Origin of the sequence: Arthrobacter zhaoguopingii, from assembly GCF_009828605.1 — a bacterium.
Lineage (GTDB): Bacteria > Actinomycetota > Actinomycetes > Actinomycetales > Micrococcaceae > Arthrobacter_D > Arthrobacter_D zhaoguopingii.
The window spans coordinates 1-13,584 of record NZ_WIAE01000008.1 but is presented as its reverse complement, the minus strand read 5'-3'; the positions used below and the strand labels follow the sequence as shown (position 1 = coordinate 13,584).

Sequence of the window (13,584 nt, the reverse complement as noted above, 5' to 3'; positions counted from 1 at the left end):
GGAGGTGGGCACAGGCGACCGCCGGTACGGGGACTGGCCACCCGTACCGGCGGGTTCTGGTGCCCGCGGGTGCGTTACCCGCTGCGGCCGCGTTGTGGAACCTAGGGTCCGGCCCCCGGCTGACGCTTCATCAGTGCCGTCCTGCGGACGACGCACACGAGCTCATCGCGCTGGTTGTAGCCGCGGTGCTCGATCCCGACGATTCCGGTGTCCGGGCGGGAGTTCGATACGCGCTTGTCCAGGGCCTCGGTCTCCACGCGCAGCGTGTCGCCTATGAAGACGGGCTTGGGGAATTCGATCTCTCGGAACCCGAGGTTTCCCAGGGTGGTGCCGAGGGTCGTCTCCTGGACCGGGATGCCGGTCACGAGCCCCAGGGTGAAGATGCTGTTGACGATCCGCTGCCCGTACATGCTTTGGCCCGCGAACTCGGCGTCAAGGTGCAGCGGCTGCACGTTCATTGTCAACGCCGTGATCAGCAGATTGTCTGCCTCGGTGACGGTCCGGGTGGCCTCGTGGGCAAGGACCTTGCCGATGACGAAATCCTCGTAGTACATCCCTGCCATGGTGTTCGTCCTTTACTCGATGGGTTCGGTGCGCCCGGCGATGGCGAGTGCCTCGCGGGCGTGGTTGGCATGGGCCAGGTCGATGTGGTCCCCGCGGTAGGACACCGCGCCGTCACCTCTGCGCCCGGCCGCTTCGAAGGCCTCGATCAGGCCCCGGTAGTAGTCTTCGTCGGTGGCGGACAGGCCGTACTCCTCGTTCACGACGGCCGCGTGGGTGGGGTGGATGACGACCTGGCCGGTGTATCCCAGCCCGTGGTTCGCGGCGGCGAAGCGGCGCAGCCCCTCGAGGTTGGCGACCTCCTGCCACAGGCCCAGCAGGATGCAGCGCACTCCCGCGGCGCGGGCGGCAAGCACGACCTTGCTGCGCAGGTACAGGGTTTCGAATCCCTCGGCGGTCCACACGAAGCCGACCTCGCGGGAGACATCGGCGTCCTTGGCGGCGGCGGCCATGACCCCGCCGACGCGCGGGGCGCCCAGGATCCCGTCCACCTTGCTGATGGATGCCGCGGTCTCCAGGGACGGAACGAGTTCGACCTGTCCGCGGGGTACTCCATTGGCGATTTCGGCGGCGGTGAGAAGGGCGTCGAAGCGGACGACGTCGTCCCTGTCAAAGAGCTTGGGCAGCAGCAGGGCGGTGAGGCCCGGGCGGGTGACCGCTTCGACGTCGAGGCCGAAATGCTCGGTGTCCAGGGCGTTGGGGCGTACCAGGATGCCGGCCCCGGGAAGGACCCCGTGCAGGACCGCCCGGACGTTGTCACGGGCCACCTGCTTGGCGGTCGGGGGAACAGAGTCCTCGAGATCGATGATGACGGCGTCGGCGCCGGAGGCCAGGGCTTTGGCAATCCAGTCCTTCTTGTGGCCCGGAACGAAGAGGACGGAGCGGAAAGGCTTCATGGTTCAGCCCTGCGCCGCGGTGAGAGAGGTCAGCAGGGCGCCGGCGGCGGGGGTTTCCCCGACCACGATACTCACGGGCCCCACTGTTCCGGCGAAGGGGGCCTTGATGGGATTTTCCATCTTCATGGCTTCGAGCACGAAGAGCACCTTTCCCGCCTCGATGATGTCTCCTTCGGCGACGTTGACCTTCACGATGGTTCCCTGCATGGGAGCGCGGATGGTTCCGTCCGACTCCTTCTTTGACCGTCCGCGGTTGGCCGTCCGGGTCCGGCCGGGGCCCTCGTCGGCGGGGGCTGCCGTGTCCGGGACCGCCGACCGGGTGCGGCCCGGAGCCGGAGAGTCGTCGAAGTAGGGGATGGTGTAGAAACGCCCGGCGACCTCCACTTCGTTGCGGGCCAGGAGGCCGCCACCCTCTGCTTCGTCGGCGGTGCCGCCGCCGCCGGAGTCCTCCGCCTCGGGGAAGGTGACGGAGGACTCCAGCCACAGCGTGGTGAAACGCTGCGCCTGAAAGTCGGGGTGGCGCAGCACGGCCAGCGCTGCGGGGACGGTCGTGCTGACACCGTCGATAACGAGTTCCTCGAGGCCGGCCGTGAGCCGCCGGATGGCCGCATCCCGGTCAGGTCCCCATGCGATCATCTTGCCGATGAGGCTGTCGTAGAGGGGCAGGACTTCGTCACCGCCCTGGTATCCGGCATCGAACCGGAGCCCCGGGTGGGACGGTACGGAGATCGAACGGATCACCCCGGGGGAGGGGATGAAGAGCCCCCCGGCCACGTCCTCGGCGTTGATGCGGGCCTCGATGGCGACCCCCCGCGGCGGCGGTCCGGAGGCGGGAATGGAGAGGGGCTCTCCGGCGGCCACCCTGATCTGCTCGGCGATCAGGTCGAGCCCCTGGACCATTTCGGTGACCGGATGCTCCACCTGGATGCGGGTGTTCATCTCCAGGAAGTAGAAGCCGTCGCCCTCCACGAGGAACTCGACCGTTCCCGCCCCGACGTAGTCGACCCGCCGGGCCAGGCGGACCGCGGCCTCGCCCATGGCGCGGCGCAGCTTATCGGACAGCCCCGGTGCCGGGGATTCCTCCACGAGCTTCTGGTGCCGGCGCTGCACCGAGCAGTCCCGGTCACCAATCCAGACGACTTTGCCGTGGCGGTCGGCGAAGACCTGCACCTCCACATGCCGGGCCCGGGTCAGGTACCTCTCGAGGTACACCTCCCCGTTGCCGAACGCAGCGGTTGCCTCGCGGACCGCAGCGGCGACGGCTTCCTCGACGGCAGCGGCGTCTTCGATCAGGCGCATGCCCCGGCCCCCGCCCCCGGCGGAGGCCTTCACCAGGAGCGGATAGCCGTGCTCGTCGCCGAAGGACCGGACTTCTCCGGGGCTGGTGATGGCACCGGCTGAACCGGGGACGAGCGGGACCCCGGCTGCGACGGCGACCTCCCGTGCGGCGACCTTGCCGCCCATCGTGGAAATGGCCGCTGCCGGGGGGCCGATGAAAATCAGACCGGCCGCTTCCACGGCGGCCGAGAATCCGGCGTTCTCGGAAAGGAATCCGTAGCCGGGGTGGATCGCCTCAGCACCGGTGGCGCGGGCCACCTCCAGGATCGCTGACGGTTTCAGGTAGTTCTCACTGGCGGGGCCGGACCCGAGGTTTACGCTCTCGTCGGCGGAGCGCACATGGTAGGACGCGGCGTCCGCCTCCGAATGCACAGCGACCGTGGCGATGCCAAGGTCTCGGCAGGTCGACATGATGCGGACGGCGATCTCTCCCCGGTTGGCGATCAGAATTTTCGTGATCATGGGTGTTCCTCAATCCTTCTGCGGGAAGTCCCCGCCGGGCACCCCCGGGGCGGCAACGCACCGGTTGGCCGTGGAACCCAGGGAGTCGATGGTTGTTTCAACGAGCGTGCCCGGATGCAGGTACTCCTGCGGGGTCCGGCCGTCACCGACACCGCCGGGTGTGCCCGTGAGGATGACATCCCCGGGGTTGAGCGTGGTGATGGCAGAGATGTAGCGGATCAGCTGCACCGGGCCGAAGACCAGGTCCCGGGTATTGGCTTCCTGCTTGAGCTGCCCGTCGATCCTGCAGGTGAGCTGCAGCGCAGGCTCCGGGCCGACCTCATCGAGGGTGGCGAGCCAGGGGCCCAGCGGGGTCGTCGACTCAAAGGTCTTGCCCTGCAGCCACTGGGACGTGCGCCGCTGGAAGTCGCGGGCCGAGATGTCGTTGGCGACCGTGAACCCGGCAATGGCGGCTCGGGCGGCCGTCTCGTCCGCACGCCGGACGCGGGCACCGATGATGACAGCCAGTTCGCCCTCCCAGTCCACGCTCGTGGACTCCGGAGGCAGGACGATGTCGTCGGTGGGGCCGAGGAGGGCCTCGGTAAATTTGGCGAACAGGGTGGGGTATTCGGGAAGCTCCCGGCCCATCTCCTTGGTGTGTTCGCTGTAGTTGAGCCCGACGCACACGATTTTCGAGGGGCGGGGGGAGACCGGGGCGAAATCCGCCTCCGCCAGGGCGACCGGAGGCCCCGAGGCGGCGGTGCCCGGCTCGGGGGAGCCGGCCGCCAGCCAGGTTCCGGCGTCCGGGAACGCCAGCGGCTGCGCGGTGTCCGCGCCGATCAGCGCGGCACTGGTGCCCGCACCGGTCCGCAGCGTGCCGATCCTCACAGCGACCACCCGAGGTCGCGCCTGAGCTGGGCCTTGACCAGTTTTCCCGCGGCGGACCGCGGCAGGCCGTCGGCGCCCACGAACGCAATCTTCTTGGGCACCTTGTATCCGGCGAGCTTGGTGCGCAGGAACGAGGCGAGCTCGACCTCGGTGGTGCCCATTCCGTCGCGCAGGACCACGACGGCGCGGACCTCCTCGTCCCACGTGGGGTCCGGCACGCCGAGGACGGCGGCCTCGAGCACGGCCGGGTGGAGGTAGAGGATCTGCTCGATCTCGGAGCAGTAGACGTTTTCGCCGCCGGTCTTGATCATTTCCTTGAGCCGGTCGCGGAAGTAGAGGAAGCCCCGTTCATCGCGCACCGCAAGGTCGCCGGTGTGAAGCCATCCACCGCGCATCGTCTCCGCCGTGACGCCGGGCTTCCGGTAGTAGCCGGTCATCAGCCCGGGGCCACGCACGCAAATCTCCCCGAGCTCGCCCGGTTTCAGGATGCCGCCTGCCTCGTCCATCAGTTCCACTTCGGCCAGGAGGTATTCGGTTCCGATCGACCCGTCCACGGCCGGGTCGAGCATGTGGTCGGGAAGGAGCCGGCTGACCATGGGTCCCGCCTCGGTCAGGCCGTAGCGGAAGTACAGTTCGGTGGCCGGAAGGACGTCAGCGAACAAGAGCTTGTCGGGCATCTGCAGCAGTCCGGCGCCGGTGTGCAGGGCGCGGAATCCCTTGGAGAAGGCTGGATCGCCGAACACTCCGTTCTGCAGCAGGCGCCGCATCATGTTCGGGATCATGAAGGTGTTGGTTATCTCTTCCCGGCCCACCCAGTCGACCATCGATTCCTCGTCGAACCGCGGGGCGATCACGCTCGTCGCGCCGGCGATAAAGTGGGGGACCAGCCAGCACAGCAGCGCGGCTGAGTGGAACAGGGGAGTAACGATCAGGCCACGCTCGCGCGGTCTGCTGCCGACCTTGCAGTCGTACATCTCATTGATGGCGTTGGCCGCGGCGGACCGGTGCGAGAGCACCACGCCCTTGGAGGCGCCGGTGGTCCCGCCCGTGTAGACGATGCACAGCGGCGAGGAGAGCCCGACGACGTCGTCGATCGGCCCGGAGCCCCGCCGCAGCGCCTCGTGTTCGACGCCCTGGCAAATGACGCGGGGCAGTCGCGCCGAGTCCCGGCCGAGAATCTCGAGGGCGAGCCCAAGGAGAGGCTCGAACCGCTCCTCGACGAGGATCAGTCCGGCCCCGGTCTCCCGGATTCCGGCTGCCAACTCCTCCGGGGCCCAGCGCCAGTTGTAGGGGACATACACCCCGCCGCTGGCAGCCACCGAAAAGAACGTTTCGGCGTTGAATACCGAGTTGCCCGCCAAGACGCCGACCGGATCTCCGGGCCGGATGCCGGCGTCGCGCAGCCCGCGGGCCGCGCCCCAGGAACGTTCGGCAAGTTCACCGAACGTCAGCCGCCCGTCGGTGCCGACGAGGGCTTCCTGCTGCGGGTACCGCCTGGCGTTCAGGCGGATCCATTCGGGGATCGTGCGCATTCGTGCCTCTCTTCGATCCGGCTGCCGGTGCTTTTTCGCGGCTTCAGCTGCGCTGTGCGACGCGGTCGTCCTCGTCCTGCCGCGCCGGCGGCCAGCCCGGCAGGAGTTCGTCGGCGACGTCCTCGAGGTTGACGACAATGTTGTCCGGAGTGCGCGTTGTCAGCCAGGTGAGTTCCTCCGTGCCGCTCAGGTTGACCTCGATGTGGGGCATGAAGGGCGGGACGAACACGAAGTCCCCTTCCTCAAGATCCTCAAACTGCTGGTAATTGTGCCCGTAGTAGATCCTTCCGTGGCCCTTGAGGACGTAGCCGCCGGTCTCGGCCTCACCGTGGTGGTGCGGAAGGGACCTGTACCCGGGACGGTTGCTGACCTTGCCAAACCAGATCCGCGTGGCCGGGGTGTGCTGCGGCCCGACGCCGGAGACGCGGACGGCCCCGCCGGATTGCGCCGTGGAGGTATCTTCCTGGCCATGGCGGGTGATGACGGGAACTGCAGGCTGGGACATGGGATCGCCTTCTTTACGAACAAGCGTTTGCTAGTTGAAGTGTAGGCTCCGATTCTCCCGAAGACAAGGGCTCGGGAGCGGGATGCAGAAAGGGAGGGCGCCCAGTGGAGCCCTCCCTTTGTACATCCGGCGTCGTTTCTAGTCCGCGCCGGGCCGGTCCACCCGTTCGTCCGCGTCAGGGACCCGCAGCTCGCGCAGGGCGATCGTCGTGTAGATCCTCACGATCTCATCGAGGGAAAGACGGCCGTCAGGCCGGTACCAGCCGGCGATGTGGGTCGCGTGGGCCACGATGCTGTAAACATGGATCCGTGCGTCGAGCACCGACGCAAGCCCCTGCTGGCCGGCTTCCTCGATCAGCCCCTGGATAATGTCCTCGTATTCGCGCCGCTTGCCGACAATCACCTCGCGGGCGTCCTGGGGCAGCGATCGGAGCTCGGTGTTGCCGATGAACACCTCCTGAGCCCGCTCCGCGTGGAATCGGAGGTGGCAGGCGAGGACCGCCTGCAGCTTGTCGATCGCGTCCCCCTCGGTGGCGAGGGCCTGCTGCTGAAGAGAAAGCAGGTCATCCATGATCTCGCCCATGACCTGCAGCAGCAGATGTTCCTTGCTGTCGATGTGGTTGTACAGGCTTCCCACCTTCAGCCCGACTGCCGCGGCTACCTGGCGCAGCGTGGTGGCGTCATAGCCGCGCTGAAAGAAGAGCTTGGCCGCCTCCTCGCGGATGGCGTGGGCGGTTCCGCCCTCAATCGTTGATGTCATGATTCCCCTTGCGTGCGTTCGTTTTCCTGATCTCAAGGCTATTGCATCGCCCCGGCCGGCGGGGCCCGATCATTGACACGCTGTACCTCTCCCGCAAATAATCCTAGCTAACGCTTGTACGGGGCATTCTATGTCCGACCGGTCGTGGGGAGAAGAAAAAGATGAACCAACCGACGGTCCCGCGGACGGTCCTCGTGACCGGTGCCGGGGGAGGTATGTGCACAGGCATCAACAGCAGGCTCGCGGCCGACGGCCATGTCGTCGTGTGCGTCGACCTCAGCCTTGATGCCGCGGCGGCCGCGAAGGAAAAAATCACGGGCGGCGGCGGCCGGGCCTTTGCCTTCGCCGCCGACGTCACGGACGAAGACTCGGTCGCACGGCTCCTGGCTGATGTGAACCGCGAGGTCGGCGCCGTCGAGGTGCTGATCAACGCGGCGGGGGTCCTTGACCGCAAGTACCTTAGCGAGCTCGAGGTGAAGGCTTTCCGGCGGGCGCTTGAGGTAAACCTCGTGGGTCCCTTCGCGATGATCCGCGCCCTGGCGCCGGGGCTCGTGGAGCGGGGGTGGGGGCGCATCATCAACATTTCGTCGATCGCCGGGATCACCGGCTATCCCTATCCAAGTTATGCGGCCTCGAAGGCAGGGCTGTCCAATCTGACCCGTTCGCTCCTGGCGGACTTCTGGGGCACCGGCGTGACCATCAATTCGATCTGCCCGGGCGTCGTCGATACCCCGATGGTGATCCAGGCCGTGCGCGACCAGGTCACAAGGAAGGTGCCAACGGCGAAGATTATCCAGCCCGAGGAGATCGGCGCCCTTGTGTGCTTTCTAATGGGCGAGGACGCGAAAAACATCAATGGTGCCGACCTCGTCATCGACGGCGGGGCCACCCAGCTGTTCCAGCTGTTTGACCGGCACCTGCAGGATCGGCCCCCGGCCGGCACCTCGGGGTGAGCCGTCCGTGCGGCACCGCACGGCCGGACGGCGGCGACGGCGGGCTGGCAGGCAGTGACCGGTGGACTGCCGAGCGCCCCGCGAGTGCCCGTCCATTTCCCGGTGTAGGGGTCAGGCGGGAGTGACCGCCTGGCGCCGTTCAATAGGAACGGCGGGTCGCTTGCCGTACAGGCGCAGGCGGCGGATCAGCTCGCCCCGCAGCTGGTTCGAGGGCACGACGGCCTCGACGGCATTGGCATTCGCGATCTTGAAGACGTCGATGCCTTCGGAGTATTCGAGCTGCTTCTGCGCGATGAACGCGCGGCGCTCGGTGGGATCCTCGATCTCCTGGATTCGGTTGTAGTGGATGCCGTTGACCGCGGCGTCCGGGCCCATGAGCGCGGGGCGGGCCGTGGGCAGCGCGATGACGGCATCGGGGTGCATGGGTGCGCCCGACATGGCGAGGTACCCGCCGCCGTAGGCCTTGCGTACCAGCACTGTGATCCGGGGAACCTTGCATTCGGAGACGGCGAAGATCATTTTCGCGCCGTGCCGGATGATGCCCTGGCGCTCGACGGCCGAGCCGATCATGTACCCGGCAATATCGACAAGGAACACGATGGGGATGTTGTAGGCGTTGCAGATCCAGATGAAGCGGGCCGCCTTGTCGGAGGAATCGGGGAAGATGGAGCCGCCCATGTGGTTGGGCTGGTTGCCGACGAGGCCGACCGGACGCCCGCCGATCCGGGCGAAGCCGGTCAGCATCTCCGGGGCGAAGAGTTCCTTGTATGGGAAGAAGGTTCCCTCATCGACAAGGGACTCGACAAACTCCTCCATGTCGAAGACCTCGGCCTCCCGAAGGGGAACGATCTCCTCAAGGGTCCTCCCTTCCCGCGGCTCGGCCGGCGGAGCCAGTGGTGCCGGTGTTTCCCAGTTCGGCGGCAGGAACGAAAGCCATACGCGCACGGCGGCGAGGGCTTCCTGATCGTCCTCGACAAGCACATCTCCAAGGCCGGAGACGGTGCAGTGCATCTCGGCGCCCCCCATCTCCTCGAGGGTCACCTTCTCTCCGGTGACCATCTCGGCAAGCCGGGGCGACCCGAGGTACGCGGTGGCATTGCCGCGGACCATGATGGTCATGTCGCACAGGGCGGGCACGTAGGCGGAGCCGGCGGGAGAGGGGCCGAACAAGGCGCATACCTGCGGCACCCGGCCGGAGATCTGCACCTGGTTGTAGAAGATGTTGCCCCAGGCATGGCGGCCGGCGAAGCTCTCGAACTGCTCGTCAATGCGCGCGCCGGCCGAGTCGAAGAGATACACAATAGGGATTCCCGCGGCGACGGATTTTTCCTGGGCATGGGTGATCTTCTCGAAGGTCCGGTTTCCCCAGGTTCCCGCCTTCACGCTGAAGTCATTGGCGATGACGCAGACCTCGCGGCCGTCGATCCGGCCGAAAGCCGTCACCACCGCATCCCCCGGAAGGCCGTCCTCGAAGCGGGCGAGCAGGCCGTCCTCAACGTAGTCCTCGTCATCGAAGAGCAGGCTCAGCCGCTGGCGGACGAGCATCTTCCCTGCGGCGATGATCTTGTCCCGGTTTTTCTGGGAGCCTCCCAGACGGGCAGAGGCGAGGTTGTCGTCCAGAACATGGTGGACGCTCCTGCGGGGGGACGCTTCCTCAGCCGGCGGCTCCGTGGTTTGGATGTTGCTCATAACGCCCTCCGGGTTGGTGATCCTCTTGCCACAAGTATACGAACAAGCGTAAGTTAGTCCATAGGGCGATGAAAGATCTTCCCGAACTACAGAGCCGTGTCGAACACCGGCACCAGAGAAAGCGAGTTCATCGATGTCAACCCCAGCTCTGGCTGCCGCGCACGCACCCATCCCTCACCCAGTGAGGACTCGCCCGGACCACCACTGGGAGTCCCTGGTCACAGGGGACCTGCTCGAAAGCCCTGGCCTGACCATCACTGAGGCGCACCTGGTGACCTGGGCCGGACTGACCGGGGACTGGGTGTCCCTGCATCTCGATAAGGAGTACGCCGCCACGACCCAGTTCGGGCAGCGGATCGGGCACGGTCCGCTAACGCTCTCGGTGGGTCTGGGGCTGATGACCCAAACCGGGTACTTCTCCAACGTCGTCGCCTGGCTCGGAGCCGACGCCATCCGGGCCGGGCACCCTGTATTCATTGGCGACACGGTGCATGTCGAGGCGGTGGTGGCGCAGGCACGGACCACCAAAAACCCCAAGGCAGGGCTGTGGACGCTCGACTATACGGTGCTCAACCAGGACGGCACACCAGTGATGACGTTCTCCAGCAGCTTCCTCATCTCCCGTCGCTGACACCGTCCCGCGCCGTCCGTCCGCAGGGCGCCGCCCTGTAACCCCACCCAGGAGGAAAGTTCAATGACCGATCCGAGCAGTTCCAGTTCCAGTTTGCGTTCCCGTTCCATTGAACTTCCGCACCTGCCGGATTCTCCGGCCGCCCGGCGGGCGATCGAGACGGTCCTCGAAAACGAAAGCGAAGCACTGGCCAACCACAGCATGCGCAGCTACCTGTTCTCCATGATCGCCCTCGGGCAACACCCCGGGCCGGTCAGCGAGGAGGACCGGGAGCTGATCTTCTTCGCCGGGGTCCTGCACGATATAGGGACCACTGACCTGCTCAAGGGCGAGCCCCGGTTCGAACTGCAGGGTGCGGATTTCGCTGCGGACTTTCTCCGCAAGGAGGGGATGACCGAGGGTCGGATCGATAAGGTATGGGAGGCCATCGCGCTGCACACCACCCCGGAAATCCCCTTCCGCCGCGGCACTGTGAGCTCGACCATGGCGCTGGGGGTCTTCATGGACTTTGGCTTTGGCACCGAGGCGGTGTCGGACGAGCTGGCGTCGGCCATGTTCGAGAGGTATCCGCGCCTCGACCTGGCGAAGTCGTTTGTCGGTCGGCTCGTTGAACAGGTCGAGGAGATCCCCGCTAAGGGGGCGAGGTTCACCATGGCCGGTGAACTCCACCGGGAGCAGCTCGCGAACGGCATGACCGAGCTGGAGCAGGGCGTCCGGCAGGCGAGATGGCGCGGCTGACCGCCGTTCCGGGGGCAGAACAACCGAAGAGCGGGGGCTGGCATCCGGCCGAATGGGGGTCCGAGTTCGTTGGCACCTTCGTGTTGCTTTATACGGTGTATCTGGCGGTCGCCGCGCTGGCGAGTCCCTTGTCGCCGTTGAGCGGGGCCATTTCCTCCTGGCTGCGGCTGGTCCTGATTGGTCTGTCCGTCGGTCTGATAGCCGCAGCGGTGGCCGTGTCCCCGCTGGGCCGGCGCAGCGGGGCACACCTGAACCCGGCAATCACCATCGGCTTCTGGGCGCACGGGCAGACCCACTGGCACGACCTGCTCGGATACGTTGCGGCGCAGTTCCTCGGCGCGGCACTGGCGTCAGTAGTCTTCGCCGCGAGCACGGGTCCGCTGGCAGTCAGCATCGGCTACGCGCGGACCGAGCCCGCCGTGGGCGGCTGGGCGGCAACCATGGTGGAACTACTGCTGACCTGCGCCCTCGTTCTGACAGTTTTCTTCATGCTCTCCTCCCGGCGGACCTGCCGTTGGACCCCCGCGGCAGTGACGCTGGTACTGGTTGTCCTTATTCCGCTCGGTGCACCACTGACCGGTCCGAGTCTGAACCCGGCCCGCAGCGTCGGTCCCGGCATTGTTACCGGGACTTTTACCTCCATCTGGCCCTATCTCGCCGGGCCAGTCCTTGGAGCGCTGCTGGCAGCAGCGCTCTTCCATGTGGTGGCGGCGGGCAAAAAAGCGGTCACGGCAAAGCTCTTCCACGACCCGAGGTATCACTCGGTCCACACCAGTCGATGGGACGGGATCAAGTCATCTTGATTAAAGCGATGAACACAACGCGCCGGACCTCCGGCCGGAGCGGGTCTGGTTGTACCCGGACATGAGGTTGGCGACTCTGAGGGCCGCTGTTCCGTTTCAGCACATCCCGTGCAGGGGCGGAGGGAGCACAGGTGAATCCGGTCCCGAGCCGGGACTGCAAGGCAATCTGGCTGGTGGCCGGACGGGCAGGGGGGAAGGCTTGTTGCTGCCTGGACGGATGTCACCGAGATTTTTGGAAAGGAATGGAATGTGTCCCCTTGGCGGCATCCGGAGCAGTCCGGGTTTGATGGGAAGCGGAGAATGCTATGACAGTGCCTGATCCGCCTCAAATGCGCGCTGATGCGCTGCGGAACAGGGACCTCCTGCTCGCTTCGGCGTCATCACTTTTCGTCACGGAAGGTCTGGAGGTGTCGCTCAAGGCGATCGCCCGGCATGCCGGGGTCGGCATCGGTACCCTTTTCCGGCATTTCCCTAGCCGTGAGGCCCTTATCGACGAGGTATACCGCACCGAGCTCGCCGCTGTCGCCGCCTTGGTGCCGGGGCTGCTGGGTGTTTTTCCCCCACGGGAGGCCCTGCGGGCATGGATGGATCATTACATGGAGTACATGACCACGGATACCGGAATGGCAGTTGCCCTGCGTGAGGTGGTTACTTCGCGCGGGCTGCCCTACGCGCGGAGTCGGGCGATACTGACCTCTGCGATCGCAGCGCTCCTAAACGAAGCGACCGCCGAGGGGAACATCCGAAATGATGTCCCCGCCGACGACGTCCTGGCCGCCCTCGGAGGTATCGCCCTGGCAGCGGGAAGACCTACTCAACGAGATCAGGCCGCCCGGCTCATGAATCTGCTGATGGCAGGCCTCGCCGTTGCCGCGGCATCTGACGCCGGTCATCGCCGGGGAGGGAGTGTGCGTCCGAAGTGAAGCGTGGACGGGGTCGGCCTTGTGGGACCTTATGCACATGTCTAGACCGCTTCCTGCGGGGTCCCTCACCTTGGGTGCTCTGCGTTATGTCGTGTCGGTTTGCCTGGCGCTGGGTCTGGAATGATCGGACCGACCCGCAACATGGCGGGCAGGAGATAAGGGGGCAGCATGCGGATTGTGGGTGTTGGACGACTACCAAGGTGTCGCCCCAGGCTATGCGGCCTGGGACAGGCCGGGTAACGATGTAACGCGGCGCATCTCTGGAGCGTATTCGCTTGTTCCTACCCGCCGGACGCCGGTCCACGAACCAATCGGGTGAACACAGGGTGCCGGACCCTAGAGTGAGGGGATGCCCCGGGAATCAAGAAAGTCGCCTGCTACGTCGTCCACGATGGGCACCTTCTGGTGTTCACCCATGACGAGTTGCCGATGACCGTGACCGGGGTGCAGATCCCGGCCGGTTCAATCGAGCCCGGAGAATCGCCTGAAGAGGCTGCGGTCCGTGAGCTCTTCGAGGAAACCGGACGGCACGGCCAGGTGGTGCGCGGTGTCGGCATTCAGCGCTATGACCTTAGGCCAGCCCGGGACGAGGTCGCGGTCCGGCACTACTTCCGGATGAGAATGACGGCCGCCGACGTGGCAGAGCGGTGGACAGCCGGAGAATCCGATCCCTCCCATGGCGAATCGGGCACCAGCTGGACGTGTTGGTGGATCCCTCTCACCGACGCACACGTTCTCGCAGCAGGATTCGGCGCACTGCTCGGTCCCATGCTCGCGGGAACGACCGCCCAGTAAGGATCGGTGTATTCAAGCGGTCGTTGCAACGGTCGGGTTTTCTGGTTTGAACAGTAGTTGTTGCATGGCGTGTGCGGGGGTGATTCCGCCGAGGGTTTTACGCGGCCGGTCATTGAGTTCGGTGGCGACCTC

Annotated in this window: 14 protein-coding genes; 6 read left to right on the top strand and 8 right to left on the bottom strand. The window is 66.2% G+C overall.

What is annotated here, in order from left to right; translation table 11 throughout:
* Nucleotides 1-101: 101 nt before the first annotated feature.
* The 7 genes from GVV77_RS11925 to GVV77_RS11895 form a co-directional block, all read right to left on the bottom strand.
* On the bottom strand, nucleotides 102-563 hold the full coding sequence (locus tag GVV77_RS11925) for a MaoC family dehydratase (protein ID WP_159618632.1): 462 nt from the start codon (nucleotides 561-563) through the stop codon (nucleotides 102-104).
* A 12-nt stretch (nucleotides 564-575) separates the two neighbouring features.
* The gene (locus GVV77_RS11920; RefSeq protein WP_159618630.1) at nucleotides 576-1,457 is read right to left on the bottom strand and encodes an HpcH/HpaI aldolase/citrate lyase family protein; all 882 of its coding nucleotides are present in this window, start codon (nucleotides 1,455-1,457) and stop codon (nucleotides 576-578) included.
* A 3-nt stretch (nucleotides 1,458-1,460) separates the two neighbouring features.
* Nucleotides 1,461-3,257, bottom strand: coding sequence for an ATP-binding protein (locus GVV77_RS11915; RefSeq protein ID WP_159618628.1), 1,797 nt, complete (start codon nucleotides 3,255-3,257; stop codon nucleotides 1,461-1,463).
* Nucleotides 3,258-3,266: 9 nt separating this feature from the next.
* The gene (locus tag GVV77_RS11910) at nucleotides 3,267-4,124 is read right to left on the bottom strand and encodes a fumarylacetoacetate hydrolase family protein (protein ID WP_159618626.1); all 858 of its coding nucleotides are present in this window, start codon (nucleotides 4,122-4,124) and stop codon (nucleotides 3,267-3,269) included.
* Nucleotides 4,121-5,656 carry a class I adenylate-forming enzyme family protein gene (locus GVV77_RS11905; RefSeq protein ID WP_159618624.1) on the bottom strand — a complete coding sequence of 512 codons (1,536 nt, stop codon included), beginning with the start codon at nucleotides 5,654-5,656 and terminating at the stop codon, nucleotides 4,121-4,123. Before GVV77_RS11905 ends, GVV77_RS11910 begins: the two co-directional genes overlap by 4 nt.
* Before the next feature lie 43 nt (nucleotides 5,657-5,699).
* Entirely contained in the window at nucleotides 5,700-6,161 is a 462-nt protein-coding gene (locus tag GVV77_RS11900) for a cupin domain-containing protein (RefSeq protein WP_159618622.1), read from the bottom strand.
* 138 nt (nucleotides 6,162-6,299) lie between these two features.
* Nucleotides 6,300-6,920, bottom strand: coding sequence for a TetR/AcrR family transcriptional regulator (locus GVV77_RS11895; protein WP_159618620.1), 621 nt, complete (start codon nucleotides 6,918-6,920; stop codon nucleotides 6,300-6,302).
* A 161-nt stretch (nucleotides 6,921-7,081) separates the two neighbouring features.
* Between GVV77_RS11895 and GVV77_RS11890 the strand changes: the two genes are divergently transcribed.
* Entirely contained in the window at nucleotides 7,082-7,873 is a 792-nt protein-coding gene (locus GVV77_RS11890; RefSeq protein ID WP_159618618.1) for an SDR family NAD(P)-dependent oxidoreductase, read from the top strand.
* A 111-nt stretch (nucleotides 7,874-7,984) separates the two neighbouring features.
* Here the strand turns inward: GVV77_RS11890 and GVV77_RS11885 are convergent, their stop codons facing one another.
* On the bottom strand, nucleotides 7,985-9,562 hold the full coding sequence (locus GVV77_RS11885; protein WP_159618616.1) for an acyl-CoA carboxylase subunit beta: 1,578 nt from the start codon (nucleotides 9,560-9,562) through the stop codon (nucleotides 7,985-7,987).
* A gap of 181 nt (nucleotides 9,563-9,743) precedes the next feature.
* Here GVV77_RS11885 and GVV77_RS11880 point away from each other — a divergent pair, with 181 nt between their 5' ends.
* The 5 genes from GVV77_RS11880 to GVV77_RS11860 all read left to right on the top strand — a co-directional run bounded on the left by GVV77_RS11880 (nucleotide 9,744) and on the right by GVV77_RS11860 (nucleotide 13,452).
* A complete protein-coding gene (locus GVV77_RS11880; protein ID WP_246199782.1) occupies nucleotides 9,744-10,193 on the top strand; it encodes a MaoC/PaaZ C-terminal domain-containing protein in 450 nt (149 codons plus the stop codon).
* A gap of 63 nt (nucleotides 10,194-10,256) precedes the next feature.
* Nucleotides 10,257-10,931 (top strand): HD domain-containing protein, encoded by a 675-nt coding sequence (locus tag GVV77_RS11875; protein ID WP_159618612.1) that lies wholly within the window; start codon nucleotides 10,257-10,259, stop codon nucleotides 10,929-10,931.
* Complete coding sequence (locus tag GVV77_RS11870; RefSeq protein WP_159618610.1) at nucleotides 10,919-11,734, top strand: MIP/aquaporin family protein; 816 nt, start codon at nucleotides 10,919-10,921, stop codon at nucleotides 11,732-11,734. Before GVV77_RS11875 ends, GVV77_RS11870 begins: the two co-directional genes overlap by 13 nt.
* Before the next feature lie 311 nt (nucleotides 11,735-12,045).
* Nucleotides 12,046-12,657 carry a TetR/AcrR family transcriptional regulator gene (locus GVV77_RS11865; RefSeq protein WP_210252846.1) on the top strand — a complete coding sequence of 204 codons (612 nt, stop codon included), beginning with the start codon at nucleotides 12,046-12,048 and terminating at the stop codon, nucleotides 12,655-12,657.
* Between the two features lie 360 nt (nucleotides 12,658-13,017).
* Nucleotides 13,018-13,452, top strand: coding sequence for an NUDIX domain-containing protein (locus tag GVV77_RS11860; protein WP_159618873.1), 435 nt, complete (start codon nucleotides 13,018-13,020; stop codon nucleotides 13,450-13,452).
* The last annotated feature ends 132 nt before the right edge of the window (nucleotides 13,453-13,584 follow it).

Bases quoted from the DNA above. Each gene is read 5' to 3' on its own strand.
- GVV77_RS11915 (WP_159618628.1), bottom strand. From the start codon at position 3,257: ATGATCACGAAAATTCTGATCGCCAACCGGGGAGAGATCGCCGTCCGC.
- GVV77_RS11890 (WP_159618618.1), top strand. From the start codon at position 7,082: ATGAACCAACCGACGGTCCCGCGGACGGTCCTCGTGACCGGTGCCGGG.
- GVV77_RS11870 (WP_159618610.1), top strand. From the start codon at position 10,919: ATGGCGCGGCTGACCGCCGTTCCGGGGGCAGAACAACCGAAGAGCGGG.
- GVV77_RS11895 (WP_159618620.1), bottom strand. From the start codon at position 6,920: ATGACATCAACGATTGAGGGCGGAACCGCCCACGCCATCCGCGAGGAG.
- GVV77_RS11920 (WP_159618630.1), bottom strand. From the start codon at position 1,457: ATGAAGCCTTTCCGCTCCGTCCTCTTCGTTCCGGGCCACAAGAAGGAC.
- GVV77_RS11885 (WP_159618616.1), bottom strand. From the start codon at position 9,562: ATGAGCAACATCCAAACCACGGAGCCGCCGGCTGAGGAAGCGTCCCCC.
- GVV77_RS11905 (WP_159618624.1), bottom strand. From the start codon at position 5,656: ATGCGCACGATCCCCGAATGGATCCGCCTGAACGCCAGGCGGTACCCG.
- GVV77_RS11900 (WP_159618622.1), bottom strand. From the start codon at position 6,161: ATGTCCCAGCCTGCAGTTCCCGTCATCACCCGCCATGGCCAGGAAGAT.
- GVV77_RS11925 (WP_159618632.1), bottom strand. From the start codon at position 563: ATGGCAGGGATGTACTACGAGGATTTCGTCATCGGCAAGGTCCTTGCC.
- GVV77_RS11875 (WP_159618612.1), top strand. From the start codon at position 10,257: ATGACCGATCCGAGCAGTTCCAGTTCCAGTTTGCGTTCCCGTTCCATT.